Annotated in this window: 18 protein-coding genes and 1 tRNA gene; 9 read left to right on the top strand and 10 right to left on the bottom strand. The window is 41.7% G+C overall.

The window, feature by feature from the left end; genetic code table 11:
- Positions 1-24 precede the first annotated feature (24 nt).
- Both OU792_RS06570 and OU792_RS06565 read left to right on the top strand, forming a co-directional pair.
- Entirely contained in the window at positions 25-900 is an 876-nt protein-coding gene (locus tag OU792_RS06570) for a formate/nitrite transporter family protein (protein WP_134201617.1), read from the top strand.
- A gap of 27 nt (positions 901-927) precedes the next feature.
- Complete coding sequence (locus tag OU792_RS06565; protein WP_274669791.1) at positions 928-3,468, top strand: family 20 glycosylhydrolase; 2,541 nt, start codon at positions 928-930, stop codon at positions 3,466-3,468.
- Here OU792_RS06565 and OU792_RS06560 read toward each other — a convergent pair.
- The 6 genes from OU792_RS06560 to sucC all read right to left on the bottom strand — a co-directional run bounded on the left by OU792_RS06560 (position 3,465) and on the right by sucC (position 11,589).
- A complete protein-coding gene (locus OU792_RS06560) occupies positions 3,465-4,202 on the bottom strand; it encodes a sugar isomerase domain-containing protein (protein WP_222583403.1) in 738 nt (245 codons plus the stop codon). The two genes, OU792_RS06565 and OU792_RS06560, sit on opposite strands and share 4 nt — an antisense overlap.
- A gap of 4 nt (positions 4,203-4,206) precedes the next feature.
- Positions 4,207-6,333 (bottom strand): c-type cytochrome domain-containing protein, encoded by a 2,127-nt coding sequence (locus OU792_RS06555; protein ID WP_274669790.1) that lies wholly within the window; start codon positions 6,331-6,333, stop codon positions 4,207-4,209.
- Complete coding sequence (locus tag OU792_RS06550) at positions 6,334-7,788, bottom strand: DUF1501 domain-containing protein (protein WP_274669789.1); 1,455 nt, start codon at positions 7,786-7,788, stop codon at positions 6,334-6,336.
- 2 nt (positions 7,789-7,790) lie between these two features.
- Positions 7,791-10,103 (bottom strand): PSD1 and planctomycete cytochrome C domain-containing protein, encoded by a 2,313-nt coding sequence (locus OU792_RS06545; RefSeq protein WP_274669788.1) that lies wholly within the window; start codon positions 10,101-10,103, stop codon positions 7,791-7,793.
- A gap of 187 nt (positions 10,104-10,290) precedes the next feature.
- Positions 10,291-10,364 (bottom strand) — tRNA-Arg (locus tag OU792_RS06540).
- Between the two features lie 10 nt (positions 10,365-10,374).
- Positions 10,375-11,589: an ADP-forming succinate--CoA ligase subunit beta gene (sucC, locus tag OU792_RS06535; protein ID WP_026946642.1), complete on the bottom strand. Its 1,215-nt coding sequence runs from the start codon at positions 11,587-11,589 to the stop codon at positions 10,375-10,377.
- Positions 11,590-11,728: 139 nt separating this feature from the next.
- Between sucC and OU792_RS06530 the strand changes: the two genes are divergently transcribed.
- Positions 11,729-12,379: an ABC transporter ATP-binding protein gene (locus OU792_RS06530; protein WP_274669787.1), complete on the top strand. Its 651-nt coding sequence runs from the start codon at positions 11,729-11,731 to the stop codon at positions 12,377-12,379.
- A gap of 1 nt (position 12,380) precedes the next feature.
- Here OU792_RS06530 and OU792_RS06525 read toward each other — a convergent pair whose 3' ends face one another.
- A complete protein-coding gene (locus OU792_RS06525) occupies positions 12,381-12,830 on the bottom strand; it encodes a peroxiredoxin (RefSeq protein ID WP_274669786.1) in 450 nt (149 codons plus the stop codon).
- Between the two features lie 106 nt (positions 12,831-12,936).
- Between OU792_RS06525 and OU792_RS06520 the strand changes: the two genes are divergently transcribed.
- The 3 genes from OU792_RS06520 (at position 12,937) to OU792_RS06510 (ending at position 17,464) form a co-directional block, all read left to right on the top strand.
- Positions 12,937-13,764, top strand: a complete 828-nt coding sequence (locus OU792_RS06520) for a DMT family transporter (protein ID WP_262900061.1) — start codon at positions 12,937-12,939, stop codon at positions 13,762-13,764.
- A gap of 55 nt (positions 13,765-13,819) precedes the next feature.
- A complete protein-coding gene (locus tag OU792_RS06515; RefSeq protein ID WP_274669785.1) occupies positions 13,820-14,704 on the top strand; it encodes a hypothetical protein in 885 nt (294 codons plus the stop codon).
- Positions 14,705-14,866: 162 nt separating this feature from the next.
- On the top strand, positions 14,867-17,464 hold the full coding sequence (locus OU792_RS06510) for a CHAT domain-containing protein (RefSeq protein ID WP_274669784.1): 2,598 nt from the start codon (positions 14,867-14,869) through the stop codon (positions 17,462-17,464).
- Positions 17,465-17,536: 72 nt separating this feature from the next.
- On the opposite strand, the gene OU792_RS06505 is transcribed toward OU792_RS06510, so the two are convergent.
- The 3 genes from OU792_RS06505 to OU792_RS06495 form a co-directional block, all read right to left on the bottom strand.
- On the bottom strand, positions 17,537-18,265 hold the full coding sequence (locus tag OU792_RS06505; protein WP_134201625.1) for a hypothetical protein: 729 nt from the start codon (positions 18,263-18,265) through the stop codon (positions 17,537-17,539).
- Positions 18,266-18,366: 101 nt separating this feature from the next.
- Positions 18,367-19,131 (bottom strand): hypothetical protein, encoded by a 765-nt coding sequence (locus OU792_RS06500; protein ID WP_134201626.1) that lies wholly within the window; start codon positions 19,129-19,131, stop codon positions 18,367-18,369.
- Positions 19,121-19,690, bottom strand: coding sequence for an RNA polymerase sigma factor (locus OU792_RS06495; protein ID WP_166669395.1), 570 nt, complete (start codon positions 19,688-19,690; stop codon positions 19,121-19,123). Before OU792_RS06495 ends, OU792_RS06500 begins: the two co-directional genes overlap by 11 nt.
- A 203-nt stretch (positions 19,691-19,893) precedes the next feature.
- Here OU792_RS06495 and OU792_RS06490 point away from each other — a divergent pair, with 203 nt between their 5' ends.
- The 3 genes from OU792_RS06490 to OU792_RS06480 are packed head-to-tail and all read left to right on the top strand — an operon-like array spanning position 19,894 to position 22,523.
- Complete coding sequence (locus tag OU792_RS06490) at positions 19,894-21,381, top strand: nicotinate phosphoribosyltransferase (protein ID WP_134201628.1); 1,488 nt, start codon at positions 19,894-19,896, stop codon at positions 21,379-21,381.
- Positions 21,368-22,000, top strand: a complete 633-nt coding sequence (gene pncA, locus OU792_RS06485) for a bifunctional nicotinamidase/pyrazinamidase (protein WP_274669783.1) — start codon at positions 21,368-21,370, stop codon at positions 21,998-22,000. The genes OU792_RS06490 and pncA overlap by 14 nt, the downstream gene beginning before the upstream one ends.
- A gap of 4 nt (positions 22,001-22,004) precedes the next feature.
- Positions 22,005-22,523, top strand: coding sequence for an acyl-CoA thioesterase (locus tag OU792_RS06480; RefSeq protein WP_024282734.1), 519 nt, complete (start codon positions 22,005-22,007; stop codon positions 22,521-22,523).
- Positions 22,524-22,549: the final 26 nt, after the last annotated feature.

Below are 22,549 nucleotides of genomic sequence, written 5' to 3'. Positions count from 1 at the left end.
TGAAATGCTGATCCCTGTCAAACTATGATTTGGAAAAAAAATAAGACACCCGAACAGCTCGAAGAAGAAAAGCAGCGGGAAATAGACCGTGAAATCAATAAAACTTCTAAGAAGAAGACAGACGGAGCTAAAACTCATGGAGAAATTCTTCGGGATCAAATTACTGAGGCTCTGGAGACTTATGATAAAAATTCCAGTAGCATTCTTTTGAGTTCTTTTGCAGCTGGATTGGAAATCAGTTTTAGCTTTCTGTTGCTCTGTACATTTTACTTCTTTCTGGAAGGCAGGTCAGACGAGACCGAGATTTTCAAAACCATTTCACTAGTTTATCCAATTGGATTCATTTTGGTAGTATTGGGTCAGAGCATTCTCTTTACTGAGCAGACAGCTTTATTGACTTTGCCTGTGCTTAATAAGAAGCGGTCAATCGGCAGTATGTTAAAGCTATGGGGATTGGTCATAGCAGGCAACCTTCTCGGGGGTTATTTTATGAGTTTTGTTCTGACTTGGCTGGGACCGAGGCTGGAGATATTTGACCATGAAGTAGTTGAAGCTATCGCGATGCATGTATTGCATGGAACCGTCCCTGTGATATTTGTCAGCGCAATCATTGCAGGCTGGCTGATGGGACTTTTATCTTGGCTTTTAGCTTCCTCCAGAGATACCATAAGTCGGATTGTGATCATCTTTCTGATCACCACAGTTCTATCTTTTGCAGGTCTTCATCACAGCATTATTGGTAGCATTGAGGTATTTTCAGGCTTTCTAGTTTCTGATCAAATTCACCTCTCAGACTATTTGACATTTCAATCCACAGCCCTCTTGGGAAATGCCTTTGGTGGGGCAATTTTCGTTGCCCTTTTGAAGTACCGGGCATTTATTTTTAACATTGGAAATTAAAGTTCGGAAAGAAGAAATCACAAGACCATGAAACGGATACTTCTCCTTATTTCAATGATTTGTTTCTCGCTATCCATTGCTTGCAGTGCTCAAAATCAAGCCGAAAAATCTCTGAAAATTGAATGGGATCTTATTGAAAACAAGCTTTCTGAGCCCTATTCCCATCAGGCTAAATTTATAATCGAAAATCAGAGTGAGGTAGCTATTCAACCAGGATGGAAGTTGTATTTCAATAGCATCTTTTTCGACCTGAATGCTCAACTCAAATCCCCTGACTATGAGATCAAGCATCTGGCTGGGGACTTTTTTGTTTTAACCGGTTCAGAGGCTGTAGGATTGATTCCTGTTGGAGAAAAGCTCGAAATCGAATACCTAAGTCGTAATCCTCATTTCAAAAATAGCCATGCGCCGGATGGACTAATTTTCACCTTAGCAGATGGAAGTATTGCTAGTAATCTGAGGTATCAAAAACGTGAAATGAGTGTTTGGGACCTTGAAAAATATGCTGCAGGAAGTCCATTGCCAGTTCCCACCCCAGCTATTTTATTTTCCCAAAACGAATCGCTCAAGGAGCTTTCTGTAGAAGAGATTCCTCCCTTTGTTCCTACGCCTCATTCTTGGTCAAGGCAAGGCGAAACTATTCAGGTTACTCAGGCAGGTTTGGCTGTGGTGGGGGATAAGGTCTTTGCAGAGACGGCGACTTATCTTACCAAGCAGATTAAGGCTCATTACAACCCTGACGTTGACCGAGCAGAGAAACCGGTTCAGATTCGAATTTCGAGGAAGGAAGGCTTTCCATCAGAGGGTTATTCCTTAGAAATTCGGGACAGAAGAGTATTAATCCTTGCTTCTGACGAAAAAGGCGCTTTCTATGGCGTCCAATCTTTTTTAGCATTGCAGTCAGCGAATTTCTGGGATGGGCTTTCCAATCAATTGACTTTACCGCAGATTAGCATTTCTGATCATCCTGCTTATCCCTATCGGGGATTCTTCTTGGATGTAGGACGTAATTTTATGCCCAAAGATGAGATTTTTCGGATACTGGATTTGATGGCTTTGTATAAGCTAAATACCTTTCATTTTCACTTGGCTAATGATGAGGGATGGAGACTTGAGGTCAAAGCACTACCTGAATTGTTTGAATATGCGTCTCAGCGAGGTTTTTCTGATAATGAAACAGACTTTTTGTGGCCATTTTATGCCTCTGGAGTAGAGAAAGGGCAATCACCCGGTTCTGGTTTTTATACTCAAGAGGAATTCAGAGAAATACTTCTTTATGCTGCCGAAAGAAAGATTGAAGTGATTCCTGAAATTGGTTTTCCTGCTCATTCTCGAGCTGCAATTAAGGCGATGGAGAAGCGATACGAGCGATTTAGTCAACTCGGAGAAATTGAAAAAGCTGAGGAATTTCGCTTGATCGACCCTAATGACAACTCGCCTTATCTATCTGCTCAAAATTTTCGAGATAATACCATTTGTGTGTGTAGAGAGTCTGTTTACAATTTTTTTGAAACGGTAGTTTCCGAAATTAAAGCGGTCTATGAAGATGCAGGACTTAGCTTGAAAACCTTCCATACGGGAGGAGATGAGGTACCTCATGGAGTTTGGGAAAATTCTCCGCTTTGCGAGCAGTTTTTGAAAGATAACAAGTCTATGACTAAGGCGGGCTTGGGTGATTATTTTCGATCTCGAATTGGATATTTTTTGAAGCGTCAAGGTATCCAACAAGCCGGTTGGGAAGAGATAGGACAAAAGCTTGAAGGGGGGGAAGTCATCCCTAATCCTGATTTTTCGGATCGTTCTTGGCAGCTGTATGCTTGGAATGCCGTTGCCGGTTGGGGAGGGGAAGATATGGCTTATAGATTGGCTAATGCTGGGTATCCTGTAGTGATCTCCTCCAGCGCCAATTACTATTTTGACCTTTCATCAAGTTGGGATCCACGAGATCGGGGACATACCTGGTCTGGAGTCACGAGCTTATTCAATACCTGGCAAACTGTACCGGGAAAATTCCACCTATCTCACGACGAGACCGTGGAAGGAAAGCCTTGGGATTGGGAAGAAGCGGAGCAATCATTTGAAAAACTCACCGAAAAGGGAAAAGAAAATATTCTAGGGATTCAAGGACAGATTTGGACGGAGACAGTAAAAAGCCCAGAAATGCTAGAATCTTACCTTTTACCTCGTTTCTTAGCACTTACCGAACGTGCATGGGTCGGAGATCCAAATTGGTCGGAAGCTAGTACTATTCGGGAAAAATTAGAAATGCGAGAATTGGAGTGGAATATTTTCGCTAACCAAGTTGGTCAAATTGAACTTCCTAAGCTGGAGAAAATTAATGGAGGATATGAAATTTCCATTTCACCTCCCGGACTTCAATTGCGTGAAGGAATGGTGTATGCTAATACTGAGTTACCTGGTTTGATTATTCGTTTTACCACGGATGGTTCTGAACCTACAGCAGAAAGCTCTCTTTATTCAGAACCTATTCCTTTTTCGGAAAAACTCCGATTTAAAGCATTTACAAAAAGTGGCCAAGGTAGTCATGTGAGTTGGTTGGAAAATTAAAGCGGAGGAACTTGTCCTTTGTATTTCTCCAAAAGGCTGTCATTATATTTTTCGCCCTCTTCGGTATTGGCACTGATGAAAAGTTCTGGAATCGTGCCAGCTTTGACTAAGCTCTCCACAGCCTGCGCCATGATGGCTTGAAGAAGTGCTGCTCCGATCACCGTGGAAGTTGCTCCTACTTTTCCCGGAATTCCTGAAATCTCAACTGCAGCATCACCGATTTCACCCTGATTATCCAGAACCAAATCACTTACTTGGTAAAGCTTCAAACCGGAACTATGTCGTGATACCACAGATCGACTATGAGCAAGGTTGGTTATACAAATTACCTTTGCTCCTTGATTTTGGAATGCTTGAGCAAGTTCAATCGTTACAGCATTTCTCCCTGAATTTGAAGCGATTATAAGAGTATCCTTTGAGCTTAAGTTTATTTGACTCAGGATTTTATAGGCATATCCTTCTTCCCGTTCGAGTAGAGAGCTTTTCGAAGCACTTTCATGAAGCATCAAGGGTGGATCTAATATTGGGTAAACCCTTGCAAATCCCCCTGCGCGGTAAAAAATCTCTTCTGCTAAAAGATGGGAATGGCCCGTTCCAGCAGTGTAAATCCAACCTTCATTTTGAATGGTGCTTGCGACCCATTCTGAAGCCTGAAGAATCTCTTGCTCCTGTGAGAAAGCTCCTTTGAGTTTGGATAGGATGAGTCTATGAAACCGCTCAAATGCCTTTTCCATAACTTCAGTTTAAAAGAATTTCATCGACAAATACCCATCCTTTGGCTCCTGCTCCGGGATGCCAAGGTGGAAGTGATTGGATGGGGTAGAGTTTGACTTGAATTTTTTCAAAATCAGCATCTTTCAAAGAATAGGAAAGAAGTTCGGATCTGATTTCTCCTATTTGTTCGGACTGTTCTGGTTTTTCAGAATGAATAATGGTGCTTTTTCCATTCTTCCAACCAATGATTTCTACCCGAGTAGGAGGAAAAATATAGGCTGATTCATTGTAAAGTAAACTAATCGCCAATTCTGAAATTGACTGACTTTCCTTCAGCATCAACTCAGCTACAAACGGATCTTCGCTGTAGCCCAGCCACTCACCAGAAGTGTGATTATTTTCTCCTTTGATTTGGTCGAAAAGCGTCTCTTCAAGATCGCCCTGATATCTTGGGTTTGGCTGGGTCAACAAGAGATATTCTGTAGGTTTGATTCCGGATTTCATAAATACGGAACTAACTTCCTGTGATCCAATCCACCCTTTCGCAAAAGCTTTTGCCCTTATTTTTCCGGAACTTGTCACTGTGATAGGTGATTCGTAAACGGGACTTGACAAGCTGTCTGGCTCGGTTCCATCAATACTGTATCGGATTTCTACAGATGGAATGGGGTGGCTGAGCTCCATTTCTAGGCTTTCTGAAAATAAAATGCGCTCCTGTTTGATTCTTGGAGGGTTAAGAGGAAGAATTACATCCGATCCATCAAAGCCAAAGTCAATTTCGGTTTTTGGTAATTGAGCTCTTAAATTGGCTTTTTGTTCAGCGGATAGTCCTGTCTGCCAGAGAAAAAGCTTTTCAAGGTTTTTCATAGCCGAAATTCTCTCCATGGCAGCTTCTGAAAGTTGAATTCCGGAAAGTGAAAGCTCTTTCAAGCTCTCAATATTTGGGATGCGCTCCAATTGATCTTCATCAAGCTCTGCAAAATTCAAGGATAGCTTTTCAAGATTTGGGAAATCATTTAGAAAATCCAGTGAAGCATTACCAAGAGGCATTTTGTCCAAATTCAAGGAAATCAATTGAGTCCTGATTTCCTGCAAGTCAGAAAGCGATTTTGGGTCAAAAGCAGCAATTCCAAAGTAGGAGAGTTCCAATGCAGGGGACTCAGGATAGATGGGATTTACTTTTCTGAAAAATGTATTCAGCTCTTCAAGCTTTTCATCAGATACTGCATCAAAATCATACTCCTGTTTACTATCGAAGGTCTTAGATGCAAATTGAAATAATTCATGCTCTTCAGGAAGATCAGCGACTTTTTGATCAAAAGTTGCTCCTGAATTGACCCAAGCAGTCAAAATATTCATTTCCTCTTCGGTGAGCTGGGTTTTATTCTTGGGAGGCATATGCTCCTCCTCTTCCAAGGGCAGATTGATTCGTTGAATTAAAAGGGAATTGTCAAGGTCGCCAGCAAGGATAAAAGGTCCTGATTTGCCACCTTTTTGTAAGCCTTCTACAATATCCATCCGAAGCTCACCTTTTACCTTTCCGTCTCGATGGCAGCTCTCGCATTTACTCTTTAGAATCGGTCGGACTAGGTGCTCAAAAACTTCCGCCTCGGCTAGTGTGACCTCAGGTTCAGCTGTTTTGAGTGGAGCTAGTAAGAAATCCTCCCCATGCGTGATGGCAGCTCCCCAATGTCCGGTCAAAACAATACAAAGCATCAAAAGGATTGAAGGAATTTGAAGTGCATTTTGCTTTCTTTTTTGAAAAAAATAGAAAAAACTTCCTCCCCAAAAGGTGATCATACCGGCCCACTGATGCCAAAAGAGCGCATCGCCTTCATACCCCTCACTGGATAACACTAAACCTGCGATTACCGTGATCCCGGAGAAATTTGCGCCCAAAAGCAAAAGAAAAGGAGCAATCTGAGTGTATGCTTCACTTTTGTAAGACTTGGGTAAAATCCAAAACAACAATCCTCCCATCACCAAAACTATGGGGAAGTGTAAAAGTAGGGGGTGAGCTCTTCCCAATACTTGAAGAAAAGGTGGAATACTTGCGATTTCTATTCCGACTAAAAGAATCGCGGAAAATCCAAACCATACGAAAAGTAGGTTTTCTAGAATTGCTAATGGGCTAATGCGGGATCGGGCCATTTAGACTAAAATATCTTTGACTACATGACCTGAAACATCTGTCAGCCTGTACCTTCTTCCAAGATGTTTATAAGTGAGCCTTTCGTGATCTATTCCCATCAAATTAAGAATTGTGGCTTGGAAATCATGGACATGAACCGGGTTTTCAGTGATGTTGTAGCCAAATTCATCAGTTTCTCCATAGACCATTCCAGACTTCACACCGCCTCCAGCCATCCAAATGGAGAAAGCTCGAGGATGATGATCTCTACCGTAGTTTTCCAGTGTTATTTTTCCCTGGCAATAATTAGTCCTACCGAATTCCCCTCCCCAGATGACTAGGGTCTCATCCAAAAGTCCACGCTGTTTCAAGTCTGTAATCAGTGCAGCAGAAGCTTGATCTACATCCTTCGCCTGCATAGCCATTTGACTGGGGAGATTATCATGCTGATCCCAGCCTTGGTGATACAATTGAACAAAGCGAACACCACTTTCGGATAATTTTCGGGCGAGAAGACAGTTGGCAGCATAGGTGCCCGGTACGAGACAATCTGGTCCGTATAGCTTGACGATTGAATCAGGCTCTTTGGAGACATCGGTGATTTCTGGTACAGCAGTCTGCATTCGGAAAGCCATCTCGTATTGCTGGACTTTTGCAGTGATAGCTGGATCGTTGAATTCCTTGAAGCTAAGATCATTCATGGCGGCAATGTGATCCAGCATTTTTCTCCGTTCATTTCTACTCATAGAATGAGGGTCCCGGAGATAAAGCACTGGATCCTCTGAATTTGAGAACTGTACACCTTGATGAGTGGCATCTAGAAAACCATTGCTCCAAAGCTTACTGTAAACACCCTGACCATTTCCTCTGCCACGGCTTAGAAGCACGCAAAAGGCCGGTAGGTTGTTGTTTTCACTTCCAAGCCCATAGCTAAGCCAAGAACCCATGCTGGGTCGGTTTCCTACCTGAGCTCCTGTTTGAAAGAAGGTCAAAGCAGGATCATGGTTGATGGCCTCCGTATGCATGGATTTGATGATACAGATGTCATCTACTACTTTGGCGGTGTAGGGGAAAATGGAGGAAATCCACGCCCTGCTTTCCCCATATTGATTGAAGTCATAATAGGAACCAACCAAAGGAAACTTATCCTGTCCGGCGGTCATACCTGTCAATCGCTGACCCATCCGGATGGACTCAGGTAGGTCCATCCCGTAATTTTTTTGCAAAAGTGGTTTGTAATCAAAGGATTCAAGCTGAGAGGGAGCCCCATTTTGAAAAAGGTAAATAACTCGCTTGGCTTTCGGAGCAAAGTGTGGCAAAGCGGCCATGATAGCATCTTCTGCTTCCGATTTGCCTGAAAAAAGGTCTGGAATCAATAGAGAACCTAAGGCGGCACTCCCTAAGCCTAGACTTAATCTGGAAAGGAATTTCCTTCGATTCAAACTTAATCCATGCTCCAAAAATTCCTTCTCCATCGCTATATCTTGGTTATTGTTTCTTCTAAATTATACAGACTGACAATCACCTGCATCAGTGCGGCAGTTCTGGGATTTATATCCTCTTCCTGGAGTGGATATTCTCCCACAGCGAGCGTTGGCTTGATAGTCTCCGGTTCTGATCCAAATCGCTCCAACTGATCTTTAAAATAGTCAGAAATCAAGGAAGCTTCTGAGTCTTTCATCGGTCTACAGAGTATGCGTTTGAAAGCTTCTTCAACGGCCGCTTCAGAATCTGAATGTTTATTGGTTAGCTCACTGGCCAAGACTCGAGCAGCTTCCAAAACCATGGGGTCATTGAGCATGACGAGAGCCTGAAGGGGGGTATTGGTTCTTCCTCTGTCTACTTCGCATCGATCTCGATTACTAGCGTCAAAGATGATTGCTTTTGGCGGTGGAACAGTCAGTTTAATGAAATTGTAGATTCCTCTTCGGTAAAGGCTTTCTCCAGTATCCTGCTCATATTTCGCCAATTCTCCCCGGCCTGAGGTGGCTGCTTCCCAAATACCATCAGGCTGATAAGGCTTTACGCTAGGCCCTCCAACTTTTTGCACCAGAAGACCACTACTTGCCAATACCAAGTCCTGGATATTTTCAGCAGGTAATCTCAATCTCGGAGCTCGAGCCAAATACACGTTTTCCGGATCGGTTTTGAGATGTCTGTCTGTGATTTGAGCAGATTGTCGATAGGTGGCCGAAGAAAGGATCTGCTTCAGCAGGCGTTTTATGTCCCAACCGTTTTCCATAAAATCCACCGCTAGCCAGTCCAGCAGTTCGGGATGGGAGGGAAGGTCCCCTTGCATTCCAAAGTCCCCTGCCGATTTGACGATGCCTGTTCCGAAGATTTCTTGCCAAATCAAATTTACAAATACTCTGGCAGTCAGAGGGTTATCTTTATTGGTTGCCCATTGAGCCAGTCCCAGTCGGTTTTTGGGTAGCTCATCCGAAAACTCCAGAATAGATGCTGGCGTTGATGGATTTACAGGATCGGTCGGTGCATCATATACTCCTCGGTCCAGAATATAGGTGGTCCGAGCCTCTTCTTCATCTAATTCACCCATCACGGAAATACTTAATCTACTTGTATCGGGATGGTTAATGAAATCCAAGATGCCTCCCAAGTCCTCTTGCTCTACCCATAGAATAGGCGTTTTGGCAGGTTTGGAGACGCTGACATCCCCTTCGAAACCTTTTTCCCGGCTATTATTGAAGAAGGCGAAAAGTTCAAAATATTCTTTCTGAGAAAATGGATCGTACTTGTGGTCGTGACATTGTGCACATTCCATGGTAATGCCAAGCACCCCTGTGCTGAAGGTGTTGGTTTTGTCCAAAACATATTCGATGCGGTATTCTTCATCTATCACGCCTCCCTCTTCGGTGTATTTGTGATTTCTGTTGAAAGCTGTCGCCAAAATTGTTTCCTTGGTCGGATTGGGAAGTAGATCCCCAGCCAGTTGCCAAGTGATGAATTGATCGTAAGGTAAGTTATTGTTGAAGGCATGAATGAGCCAATCCCGATAGGGCCATTGGGTTCGGATATTGTCATCTTGATAGCCGTAGCTGTCCGAGTATCTTGAAATATCCAGCCAAAGGATCGCTAACTTTTCTCCGAAGCTTTGCTCTGAAAGAAGATTATTCAATAAGTCTTCGTAGGTATTTTCTCCTTCAAAACCCTGGTATCGTTCCAAAATTTCTGGACTAGGAGGTAGGCCAGTCAGATCTAAACTCGCTCGCTTGATCAATTCATAATCTTCGGCTTCTGGATTGGGCTCTAGCCCTTTTTCCTTCATCTTCTTCCAGGTGAAATGATCAATTTCATTTCTAGCCCAGTCAGGAGCTTCAGGGATTTGTTTTTTTTCTGGTTTGACAAAAGCCCAATGAGGTTCGTATTTAGCTCCTTGCTCAATCCATTTTTTGATCAATTCAATTTCAGAATCCAACAGCTTCAAATTTGACTCTGGGGGAGGCATTTGTTCGGAGGGGTCTTCCGATATAATTCTATGATAGACTTCTGATGCACTTGGTTCTCCAGCTACCAAAGCGAATTTACCCGGGTTTTCTTTCAGGGCTTCGAAGGCTCCTGTTTCGGTATCCAGTCTTAATCCGGCTTCTCGCTTATTGGCATCGGGTCCATGGCAGGCGAAGCATTTATCAGAAAGGATGGTGCGAATATGAAAGTTGTAGCTGATTTGATCTACAGCTTGTAACTCAGGAGAATTGGATGAGGTGCCTGTACATCCCCATCCGAATAAACCTGCAAGGAATAGCGTGTAAAACGAATTTTTTGCCGACAATTTCAAAAGCTGAATTGAGTTATTTTGAAAAAGTAAGTTAAATAAAAATTTTCAAAAAGTTTTTCCCTTTTTCTAAAAAAAGAGGTTTGTCTAGATTTGAAAAAAAGGGGTTCTAGATTTCAATTTTTGGAGATAAAAAATAGGATTTAAAGGCAAAAAAAAAGCTCAGACCTAAGTCTGAGCTTTGTGCACTCGGAAGGATTCGAACCCTCAACCCTCGGAGCCGAAATCCGATATTCTATCCAGTTGAACTACGAGTGCTTATTCCGATTTAGCTTTGAAGTACTCCTTGTACTTTTTCAGCTGCTTCTTTCAATGTAATCGCCGAGAAAACTTTCAATCCCGACTCGTCGATAATCTTGGCACCTTCTTCTGCATTGGTACCTTGAAGTCTTACGATAATTGGAACGCGAATATCGCCAATAGATTTGTAAGCTTCAACAACTCCGCTAGCAATTCTATCACATCTTACGATTCCTCCGAACACGTTGATCAAAATTGCCTTAACATTGGGATCCTGAAGGATAATTCTAAATCCAGCTTCAACGGTAGTAGCGTTAGCACCACCTCCCACATCTAGGAAGTTGGCAGGCTCACCACCGGATAATTTGATCATATCCATGGTAGCCATCGCTAGTCCGGCCCCATTTACCATACAGCCTACGTTTCCGTCAAGCTTCACGTAGTTTAGACCAGATTTACCAGCTTCCACTTCCAATGGATCCTCTTCAGAGATATCGCGAAGCTCAGCAAGGTTTTTCTGACGATACAAAGCATTGTCGTCAAGATTTACCTTAGCATCAACAGCTAGGATTTTGTCATCCGAAGTCTTCAATACAGGATTGATCTCAAACTGAGAGGAGTCCGTTCCTTCGTATGCCTTATAAAGAGCAGCGATGAATTTGACCATTTCTTTGAAAGCATTTCCGCTAAGTCCAAGTTTGAAAGCGACCTTTCTTACCTGAAAGCCTTGCAATCCTACTTTCGGATCGATCCACTCTTTGATGATTTTCTCAGGAGATTTTTCTGCAACCTCTTCGATATCCATTCCGCCTTCTGTAGAAGCCATGATTACGTTGCAACCTTTGGCTCTATCTAGGAGGATAGATAGATAATATTCCTTTGGTTCTGAATCGCCAGGATAGTAAACGTCCTCAGCGATCAAAACTTTACTTACTTTCTTACCTTCTGGACCCGTCTGATGAGTTACAAGTGTTCCGCCAAGAATATTCTTAGCTTTTTCACCTACCTCCTCAAGTTTTTTGGCCAATACCACGCCGTTTGAACCAGTTTCTTGGATTTTACCTTTTCCTCGACCACCAGCGTGGATTTGAGCTTTGATCACATACCAAGAGGTACCTGTTTCCGCGTTCAACTTAACTGCAGCTTCGTGGGCAGCTTCTGGACTGTCTGCTACGATTCCTTCTTGAATCCGGACTCCGTAACCTTTCAATACTTCTTTCGCCTGATACTCGTGTATGTTCATTGCTCAAAATTTTTGGCGAAGTTAAGCCCTTCAGCTTTATAAATCAAACCTGAAAAAATCCTTTTTTATCAAAAAAAAGCCTTTAATTCCCATTTTCTAAAAATATCCAACTTGCTAATCCTTTAGAAAGAAATCTATAATGCTGACTGCCAGAGAGATTCATAAGTCATACGGAAACCTTCATGTTTTGAAAGGAGTAAACCTTGAAATATCCTCTTCGGAAATTGTTTCCATCGTGGGTTCCTCCGGTGCTGGAAAAAGTACGCTTTTACACATTTTGGGCACTTTAGATGAGCCTGATTCCGGAGAGGTTTTGATTGAAGGGAAAAATATCTTCGCCCTGAATCGAGATAAGCTAGCCACCTTTCGCAATCAGACGGTAGGCTTCATTTTTCAGTTTCACAATTTGTTGCCGGAATTTACGGCCATAGAAAACATTCTGATCCCCGGGTTTATCCAAGGGCAATCCGAGTCTAAGTTGAAAAAAAGAGCTTCAGAACTAGCAGAAATCCTGTCAATCAGTCATCGATTGGATCATAAGCCTTCTGCACTTTCAGGAGGGGAACAGCAGCGAGTGGCTGTGGCCAGAGCTTTGATCAATGATCCAAAAATTATCTTCGCAGATGAACCAAGTGGAAACTTGGATACGCAAAATGCCCATCAACTTCATGATCTTTTTTTCAAGCTTCGGGATGAACTAGGACAGGCATTTGTCATTGTCACTCACAATGAAGAGCTGGCAGCCATGGCTGATCGAAAGCTGGAAATGAAGGATGGAGTAATGGTCTAGCCTACTTTTTCAACTTTTTCAGCATGGCTTCGATATGCTTTTTTGATTCAAACATATCCTGAAATACTCCGGCAATTTTCATGTCCGAATCGATGAAATAGGTAATTCGCTTGGGCATCTTGATGAGTGGAATGAGCGCGTCGTATGCTTTGCAAACTTTTCCGGATTCATCTGCCAAAAGCTCAAAGGGAAGTTTATGAGTTTTTTTGAACTTCTCATGTGTCTCGATAGAATCTCTACTTACTCCAAAGACAGGAATATCCAAATCCCGAAAAGCCTCAAATTGATCTCTAAATTCACAAGCCTCCGCAGTACAACCGGGGGTGAAGTCCTTTGGATAAAAGTATAATACAAAGCTTTTTCCAGATAGGTCTTGATGTAGATTCAGTGAAAGTCCAGAAGTCCCTTTTACAGAAAAGTCTGGTGCTTGGGTGCCAATTTTTAATGCCATGAGTTTAAAACTGTATTTAAAACTGTTTGTTAGCTTGAACTCAAAGTAATGAAAAATGATTCTTTCTTTCTTACTTGCTCCAACTGATTAAAATAAAGCTCCGACCTTGAAACTATCCGGTGTGCAGTCCATGATTTTGGCAGGAATATTCTTTGCCTTGATGAATGTGTCTGTGAAGTTTATCCCTCATATTCCGGCGATCGAAATCATCCTATTTCGCTCCATTTTTAGCCTTATTTTCAGTTATGCTTTTCTGAAAAGTCAGGGTGTATATGTCTTTGGGAATAATAAAAAACTACTGGTAATCAGAGGTGTAGTGGGTTCGATTGGACTGATTACCTTTTTCTACACGCTTCAGAAAATCCCCTTGGCAAGTGCTGTGACCATTCAATACCTATCACCGATTTTCACCACGATTTTGGGAATATTTCTAGTTAAGGAACGGGTCAAGCCTATTCAATTCTTCTATTTTGGTTTGGCTTTTCTAGGTGTGATTGTGGTGCAAGGTTTTGATCCGAGAGTGGATTTGCTTTATGCCAGCATAGGAATTATTTCTGCACTTTTTTCGGGCTTGGCTTACAATGTGATCCGAAAATTGAAGAATACTGAGCACCCTTTGGTGATTATTTTTTACTTTCCCCTAGTTACCTTACCCATTGCCTCCGTTATTGTATTATTCAATTGGGTAAATCCTGTGGGTTGGGATTGGGCGATATTGCTTTGGATTGGAATCTGTACTCAGGCAGCACAATACTTCCTGACTTTAGCATATCAAAACTCAAATGTGTCTAAAGTTTCAAGCCTAACATATTTGGGAATGATTTATGCATTGTTTTTTGGGTATATCTTTTTCGAAGAGACATTTACGCTTGGTTCTTACATAGGTATGGGCTTGGTTGTACTGGGAATATTATTGAATTTAAGAGAAAAGTAGTATGAAGTGGTTACATTTTGAAAGTGAGATGCGACTTAAAAGAAAACCTTTAAAGATGAGCCCTAAATCTTTTCTATCACTAATAGCATTCGCGCTGATATTCCTTTCCATTTTTTCTTGTGTAGAAGAAACGGAAGATCCTCCAGGAAATGGTCAGTTAAATTTTGACTGTAACCAGTTTGCCTACGCGGATACGATATATTATTTGAATGCCACCCAAAATATACTTGTAAGCCCTACTAATCCTATCCAAGGAACTTTCGAAGCAAGTCCAAATGGCTTAGCAATCGATCCTAGTTCAGGAGTTATCGATATCAATGCGAGTGAAACAGGTCTTAAATACAAAATCACATTTACTCCTCAGGGAAGCAACCAGACATGTGAGACTTTTCTGACTATTGGAGGAGTCAATTACCTGGATGGAGTGTATGTTTTGGATCAAAATCAAACCTTGGCAGCGCCTATATACAACGGAGTTCCAGGGCTTGCCCTACCTTGTAATGATGACGACGATGACGATGATGACGATGATGACGATGACGATAGTAGTTGTGACTTTGATACCGAGAATCCTACTGGGCAGTTATTAGAGGATTTAGGATTTGAGATTTCAAGTGATGGCGTCTTTGATTTATTGGAGACAGTGGAAAATGGTACTTTCGGTGCCACTCCTGTGAATGGAGAAGTTCTTGATGTTGAGTTATTTTATAGATTGGCAGATTTGAGCGGGGAAGCATTAAATTCTATTCCGTTGCGTTTCTTTTATTATGAAACAGTGGCCGATATCCCACAGGCTCTTTTGGATGATATTGAAGAAAAAAGTGATCTAATCAATGAGCTTAGATCAGGAAAATCGTCTAATTTCAGGATAGCAAATCAAACCAGGCCCCGAAAAGTGCCAAGGCCACCATTCATAGTAATTGTGGCGAATCTACAGTAGGGGCTTTAACAGCCCCTAATAGTGTCAAATCTTTGGAGTCGTCTTTTATGTTTTAGCATTTTTTTTATACCTCTAATTGTCAAAGGGCAAGAGAAAAATCAAAAAATCCAAAAGGCTGATTCTCTTTATTTTTTACCATTTCCAGAGGAGAAAGATGATAGAATGGCAATGGAACTCTATTCAGAAATTCTCTCTGAGGTTCCAGATTCTGATGAAGTATTCGATTTCATAAGAGCTGCCGAGCATTTGGGCAACCTACAAGTGATCTACGGCTTGCAGTCAGAAGCTGCAAACACCTACCGTAAGGCCTTATTTTTCACAAAGGGATTTCAAAAGCCAGATACCTTGGTCTATGCCTCAAACTTGTACCTCGGTGAGGTTCTTTTTCGGATGAGTAGACTTGACAGCGCGATTTTTCATCTGAAAGAAGCTGAACGTCTTCAGGATCAAATCAGTACAGGGACCTTACCAGAGCGGCTTTTTAATGCCTTGGGAGTCTACTACTTCGAGACCGGGAATTATCTTCAAAGTATTCAATATTTCACACAGGCAGAATCATACTTGGAGACTTCCGGAGATTATGCACAATTTGCCCGCTACAGTTTTTTGAGCAATAAAGCCTCCGCGCTCTACCATTTAGAAGAATACGATAGTGCACGTTCGATTTACCTCCAACTCCTGGACTGGAATATCAATTCCAATCAAGTTCGGATTAACCTGGCAAATACTTTTCTAAAGGAAAAAAGGGGAGGAGAAGCTTTGGAAGTACTGAGTCAGATCGATGGCGTTTCTGGCACGAATTACTTATCCTACTTGAACCTCCAAACGAAAGCATTTCTACTTCAAAATAATCTATCAAAAGTAGATAGTCTGCTCCAGGCCACACAGTTTGCCTTGGATAGCCTCCAAATACCTCCTAAAAACTATCAAAGAGGTATCTTCTTAGCCAACTTTGGAGATTTTAAATCTAAGCAAGACAGGCTTAAAGAAGCAGTCACTTATTATCATTTATCTGTCAGAGAGTTACATCCCAGTTTTAATTCAGAAGATATCTTTGACAACCCCAAAGAACTTTCCTTGGGAATGGGTGCAGTTACACTTTTTGAAAGCTTGGTCTCTAAGGCTCGTGCAGCTTGGAGTTTATACAGGATAAACCAAGAAGCCGAATTTTTCGAATTAGGCTGGGATTCTTATGAATCTGCCTTTGCATTAGCTGAATTTATATCAGCAAATTTCGATAATGATGAGGCCAGAATATTCTTGGGTGATCAGGTTTTACAAGCCTACCAATTAGCAATTAGGCAGTTAATAGCTTTTTCCCGAAGCAGTCATGAAGAAAGAATCAAAAATCAAGTATTCCTTTGGGCAGAACAGAGTAAGTCAACTGCACTCAGGCTGGGTATCTTGGAAACTAAGAGACGGCAAAAATCAGCTATTCCAAAGAAACTGCTTGAGGAAGAGCGATTGATTTTACAAAAATTGGCTAAAAATTATCGAGATCAGTATGAGAATTTTGATGAATCTCAGCTCGTAGATCTCAAATCTGAATACACTGAATTACAGGTCAGCCTATCTAGACTTCGTGATGAGATCAAGGAGTTTTCCCAAACAGAAGAGGATTCTGCTAATCTCACTCTAGCAAACATTCAAAATAGACTGCCTGACAACACTGTTTTACTATCCTTTTTTGAAGCTGATGATTACCTAGTCATTTCATTGCTGAGCAATAAAAATCTTGACTGGAAAGTAATTGATTGGAGTGAAAAGGATCGAGATAAGGTACTGGCATGGAAAGAGCAAATTAGATCTTGGAAGTCAGGGATGCGATATCAAATCCCTGAATTTATTGATTCACTGAGTGTTCGGGTTTTTGAAAACTGGGGAAATGAAATCAGTGATTCCAAACTGTTAATGATTGTTCCACACGGTACTTTCTCTGGTGTTTCCTTTGATGAGCTTTACGTTGATGGAGAAATGCTTATCGAAAAACTACCGATCAGCTACCAATTTTCGGCCCTTCAAATTCAAACTCAAGAACTCTCTCCTTGGAATGGATCGAGCATGATAAGCTTTGCACCTTTTGATAGGAGCTCAGGTCCAGAGGGATTGGGACTTCCCGTTCTACTTGGATCGGCAGCTGAAATTGAGAGCTTGCCGGGCTTGAAGATTCAGGGCTCTGAAGCCACACTTCAGCGATTTCTAGCTCAAGCAGATCAAAATAAAGTTATTCATTTAGCTACCCATGCCATCGCTTCTGATGAAGATAATGAGGCATCTTTTGTGGCATTTTATCCGGAAGGAGATTATAGACTTTTTGAAAACGAATTGAGGTATCAAGCTTTTGATCAGGTCGAATTGGTGTTTTTGAGTGCCTGTGAAACCGGGTCTGGCAAATTCAGTGAATCAGAAGGACTTGTCAGTCTGGCTCGGGCTTTTTCATTTTCAGGAGCTGATAATCTTATATCCACGCTATGGCTAACAGAAGATCGGGTAGCAGCCTATTTATCAAAAGAGTTTTACAAGGGGCTGGACGCGGGTTTGACTTATGCTGAGGCACTGAGGGAGGCAAAGCTAAGCTTACTCCAAGATCCAGAAATGGTACAGTTTCGGGATACTCCTTATTGGACCAATTTTGTCCTGGTGGGGCAGATTCAGGAGAAATCTATTTGGAACTCCATGATTCAGCTTATTCTCATTGTGGGAATTATCCTGATTTTGGCCGGATTGATTTATTGGTTTTTAATTTCTCGCCGGAGATAGAAAATCAGTCGGGTTTAGAATAAAAAAATCCGGCAAATTACTCTGCCGGATCGGATCGAAAGAGTCAGTGCCCTAGTCCAACTCTAGCTCGATGTCTAAGGAGTTTTCTATGCGCTCGAGAATTCGATTGTAGATACCTTTATTTTGGTCTCTGGAAATCACCAAAACACCATCAGTGAGCTCCGCATCCTCTAAATCTTCATTAGATACAGCTAAAAACCACTTACTTGCATCTATCTCCATCAAGGCGAAAGGATTATTTGATCCATCGAAGAAGAATAGCTCATCATCATCTCCTTCCAATTCTAGCTCAAAATCCAAATCATCGTCATCATCTCCATAAACTTCAAGACGCAGGGGAACAGAGCTGCCGTCACTTTTTGTAAATGTCCCTTCGAGGTAAATGCTTGGTTCATTTCGGTGATCAATCAGATCCACTTCAAACTCGATTTCCTCGTAAGTACCTGAGGCTATATTGATGAAAAAGTCAGCATCAGAAGAGAACTGATCAAAATTGATCTTTTTGATCTCTGGGAATGAATATTCAATTTCTCGCTCGAATCTTCCATTGTCATCTTCTCCTTCGACTTCCAATTCTATTTCCTTGACTTGGATGAACCCGGAATTAATCTGTACTCCTTCTTCCATGATTCTTGAATTTGGATTGGATGAATTGGCGAGTTTAACGCCTACTGCCATTTGTACATCACCATCTCCGATAGCGATAGGATCATTTTCTTCAGAGCAAGAAGCAAAGCCAATCATAGTGGCAACTGCAGCAATTAATGGGTATCTTTTCATGGTTTAGTATTTTTGATTGTTTGGTAGTAGGTCGGAGCCGGATAAATATTTGTAACCGCCTCGAAGGATTTTTTTTAATTTTTTTTCTCAGCTTGATCTGATTAATATTTCAAATCCAAAATTTTGATTTTTAGTGCGTCCCAGCGATTAATAGTTTGGTGATATTTGTGTCTCGGATTTGATCGGATTTTTTCAAGTTGATTTTGAGCTAGATCGTATTCGCCACTTAGAAGGTAGCCTTGCATGAGATAATAGTCTATCTCTTCTACATACATTTTCTCAGAAGAGGATTCATTGATAGTCTCAATCTCCCGTAATTCATCGACAGCAAGCTTACCTTCCCCTAGCTCCAGGAAGGCCATCCCTAGAATAAATTTTCCCTCTATGGTCAAATCACTGTTGCCTTTTGCCAGCGCTACTACTTCTTCAAAATCAGACTCATTAAAGGCTTTTTTCAAAGAAGAAATCTCAGCCGATTCACCTCTCATGACTGGGATATTGTAGGAAAGAAAATCTTCATTTACCCCTTGAGGTGTAGTAGAAATTACCAAAAATGAGGCCAACCCTACAAGTAGAATCGTCATAGAAGCTGCCACTCGAATGCTCCATTGTTGAAAGTTGGAGATGGTTTTGGTTCCATCGGATGGTTTCTTTTTTCTTTCGGATAAGTAGGAAGCTTGCACATCCTGAATTGTCGATTTCCAACCAGCCAATTCTATTGCTTCCCGGCTGATTTTCAAGGCATCGAGTTCATCAGCCAGTGATTGATTGTTTTTTATTTTCTCTTCAATGGCCTGATTTTGGTCCATGCTGAGTTTACCGTCTAGGTAATCTTCCAAAATGAATAAGTCTAGTTTATTTTTCATTTCTTAATGATTTCAAGAGTTGTTCTCCGATATGGGGAGAAGACTTTACTGATTCAATTAATGATTTGAGACATTTATATTTTTTATTCCGCAATACCTGCTCGGAGCTGAACTCCATTTTCTCGCAGATTTCTTTCATGGCCATGTCTTCGTAGTAGAAGAGCTTGAGTATTTTTTTGCATGTTTCACCAAGCTTATCAAACAAAGTCATGACGAAATTTAAATTCTCCTGACGGGTGATTGCCTCGCTGACATCCAGTTCATTTTCTTCATGTTTTGTCAGGTAATTTTCATGTCGTGCCTGACTGCTTCTTTTTCTCCTGATTTCGGATATCCATTTATTTTTGGAAATGCTGTAAAGCATGGATTTGATCGTAGATTCGCCTCTGAACTTTCCTGTCTTTATCATTTGAACCATCACTAGCATGGATTCTTGAATGATATCTGCAGCCTCCTCTTCTGTTCCTGAATTTTGTATTACCATACTTTCTAGCATATCATAATGCTGTTCATAAAGCTGTGCTATTGCCTTATTTGGATTCGAATTCCTCTGGATCATTTCAGTAATTTCAAGATCGCTCAAGTTTTTTTCTAGCTTCATCCGCTTTCAATAATAAGTCGTGTTCACTCGTAAAAATGTAATCAAAATAGGTAAATAAAATCTTGACTAGAAGAGAAAAGACTTCTGTTTCATTGAAAAATTCCCTAAAAAACTCTTGATACCCGTTTGACTCCTTTATTTTTGATGGAAAGTAAAATTTTATGAAAATCACCAAAGACCTTTACACTGGCAGCCTTGCTCTGCTTACGGATTTTTATCAGCTGACCATGGCTTATGCCTATTGGAAGGCGGGGAAAGGTGATCAGGAGGCTGTATTTAACCTTTTTTTTAGAAAGCACCCATTTAATGGTGGTTTTACAGTGGCTGCCGGATTGGAATACGTGGTGGATTATTGTAGAAATTTTCGATTCGAAAAGCAGGATATCGATTACCTGGCAGGGATGAAAGCTCCTGACGGTTCTCCCCAATTCGAAAAGGGTTTCTTGGATTACCTCAGTGAGATGCGTTTTTCATGTGATATCGAGGCAGTGGAGGAGGGGACTATCGTTTTCCCCAATGCTCCCATGCTTCGAGTGAAAGGTCCCCTGATTCAGTGTCAATTACTCGAAACCCCACTACTTAATATCTTGAACTTTCAAACCTTGATTGCAACCAAGGCGGCTAGAATTACATTGGCCGCAAAAGGAGAACCTGTTTTGGAATTTGGTCTTCGGAGAGCTCAAGGGATTGACGGAGCGCTTGCCGCAAGCCGGGCGGCCTTTATCGGGGGATGTACTTCTACAAGTAATGTAATGGCGGGAAGGTTATTTGGGATTCCTGTTTCTGGCACTCACGCTCACAGCTGGATTATGTCTTTTGAGACGGAGTTGGAGGCATTTGAAGCTTATGCAGATGCGTTTCCTTATCAGTCTGTCTTCTTGGTGGATACATATGATACGATTCAGGGAGTGAAAAATGCCATCAAAGTAGGAGAAAAGCTCCGAAGCATGGGAAAGGAACTCATCGGAATCCGAATCGACAGCGGTGATTTGGCTTACTTTTCCAATCAAGCCCGTGAACTCCTAGATCAAGCAGGCTTTCCCAATGCGAAAATCGTTGCATCCAATGATTTGGATGAGTACTTGATTTCTTCCTTGAAAACGCAGGAAGCCTCGATTAATGTTTGGGGGGTAGGTACCAAATTAGTCACTGCCTTTGATCAGCCGGCATTGGGAGCGGTGTATAAACTTTCGGGAATTAAGAGTCCTGAGGGTGAATGGATTCCAAAAATCAAGGTTTCCCAACAATCACTTAAAATCAATATTCCAGGGGTGCACAATGTCCGAAGGTATTTTTCAGGCGGAAAAGCTGTCGCAGATATGATTTACCTCGAGGGTCAAGAAGTTGACTCTAAAGGAACTGTCATCATCGATCCTATTGATGCTACTAGAAGAAAGCGGATTATGCCTGCTTTTTATCAAAGTGAGGAATTGCTAAAGCCGATTTTTGAAAAAGGGAAAAAAGTCTATAAATGTCCGGATATTCAGTCCATCAGGAAGCGGACTCAGGATCAATTGAAGACCTTTGACAAAACCCACAAGCGACTAGTCAATCCCCATGTCTATCCGGTTGGTTTGGAAGAAAATTTGCACCATTTGCGCATGGACTTGGTTTTAAAAGCTAAAGAAATTGAAGATGAATCTAACTGATAAGGACGCATTAATTATAGTTGACCTACAATATGATTTTCTGCCTGGAGGAGCCTTGGAGGTTAGCGAAGGAGATCAAATCATCCCGCTAATCAATTCCATTCAGCCTTTATTTTCTTGCGTAGTCGCTACGCAAGATTGGCATCCGGAAGATCACTTAAGCTTCGCAGCAAATCACAGTGGAAAAAAGCCCGGTGAACTGATAGATTTAGATGGCGTCGATCAGATTCTTTGGCCGGTTCACTGCGTACAAGGTGAACATGGATCAGAATTTCATGAAGACCTAGATCCTAGTAATTGGGAAGCAGTATTTCAAAAAGGTACCAACCCTCGAGTAGATTCGTATTCCGGTTTTTTTGATAATGCCCGCAGAGGAGATACTGGTTTGGGAGATTATTTGAAGGAAAAAGGAATTGAAAGGATCTTTGTATGTGGCTTAGCCCAGGATTATTGTGTGAAATTTACAGCCTTGGATGGCTTATCTTTGGGCTTTGAGACCTACCTCCTTCAGGATGTGACAAGAGCTGTGAATCTAAATCCAGAAGATGGCAAGTTTGCCCTGGAAGAAATGGAGGAGAAAGGAGTGAAGTTGATTGAATCAAAAGAACTGATTGATTAAGCCCATGTTTGAATACGACGCTGAGAAACACTATCCCAAAGAGACAGAAAGTAGAGTGGTCATCCGATTTCAGGATTGTGATCCACTTCGGCATTTGAATAATGCCAAGTACTTCGACTACTTTTTCAATGCCCGTGAGGATCAGGTCCCTAAGCTCTATGGATTAGAGGTGATCGATTTGATTCGTAAATACAAAGCTGCTTGGGTGGTTTACAATCACAATATCAGCTACGTCAAGCCTGCAATGGTCGGAGAGTGGGTTCGAATAATGAGCCGTATACTATGGCATAATGAAAATACCATCTTGGTCGAGTATTACATGACCGATGACAGCAAGACCCAGCTCAAAACAGTTCTTTGGTCCACGATGCGATATGTGACCCTGGCAGAAGGAAAGTCTACCAACCATGAAGGTGCAGTAGTTGATTTTCTCGAAGCGACCTCTCTAAAACGCGATGATATCTGGGATTTCAGTATCAAGGAGCGAGTAAAGCAGCTCAGTATGGAATTGAAAAAATCTTGACCTGAATCAAATAATGTGTTGAATCG

It is taken from the genome of Algoriphagus sp. NF (genome assembly GCF_028823735.1).
Lineage (GTDB): Bacteria > Bacteroidota > Bacteroidia > Cytophagales > Cyclobacteriaceae > Algoriphagus > Algoriphagus marincola.
This window is presented reverse-complemented; position numbering and strand designations above follow the sequence as displayed.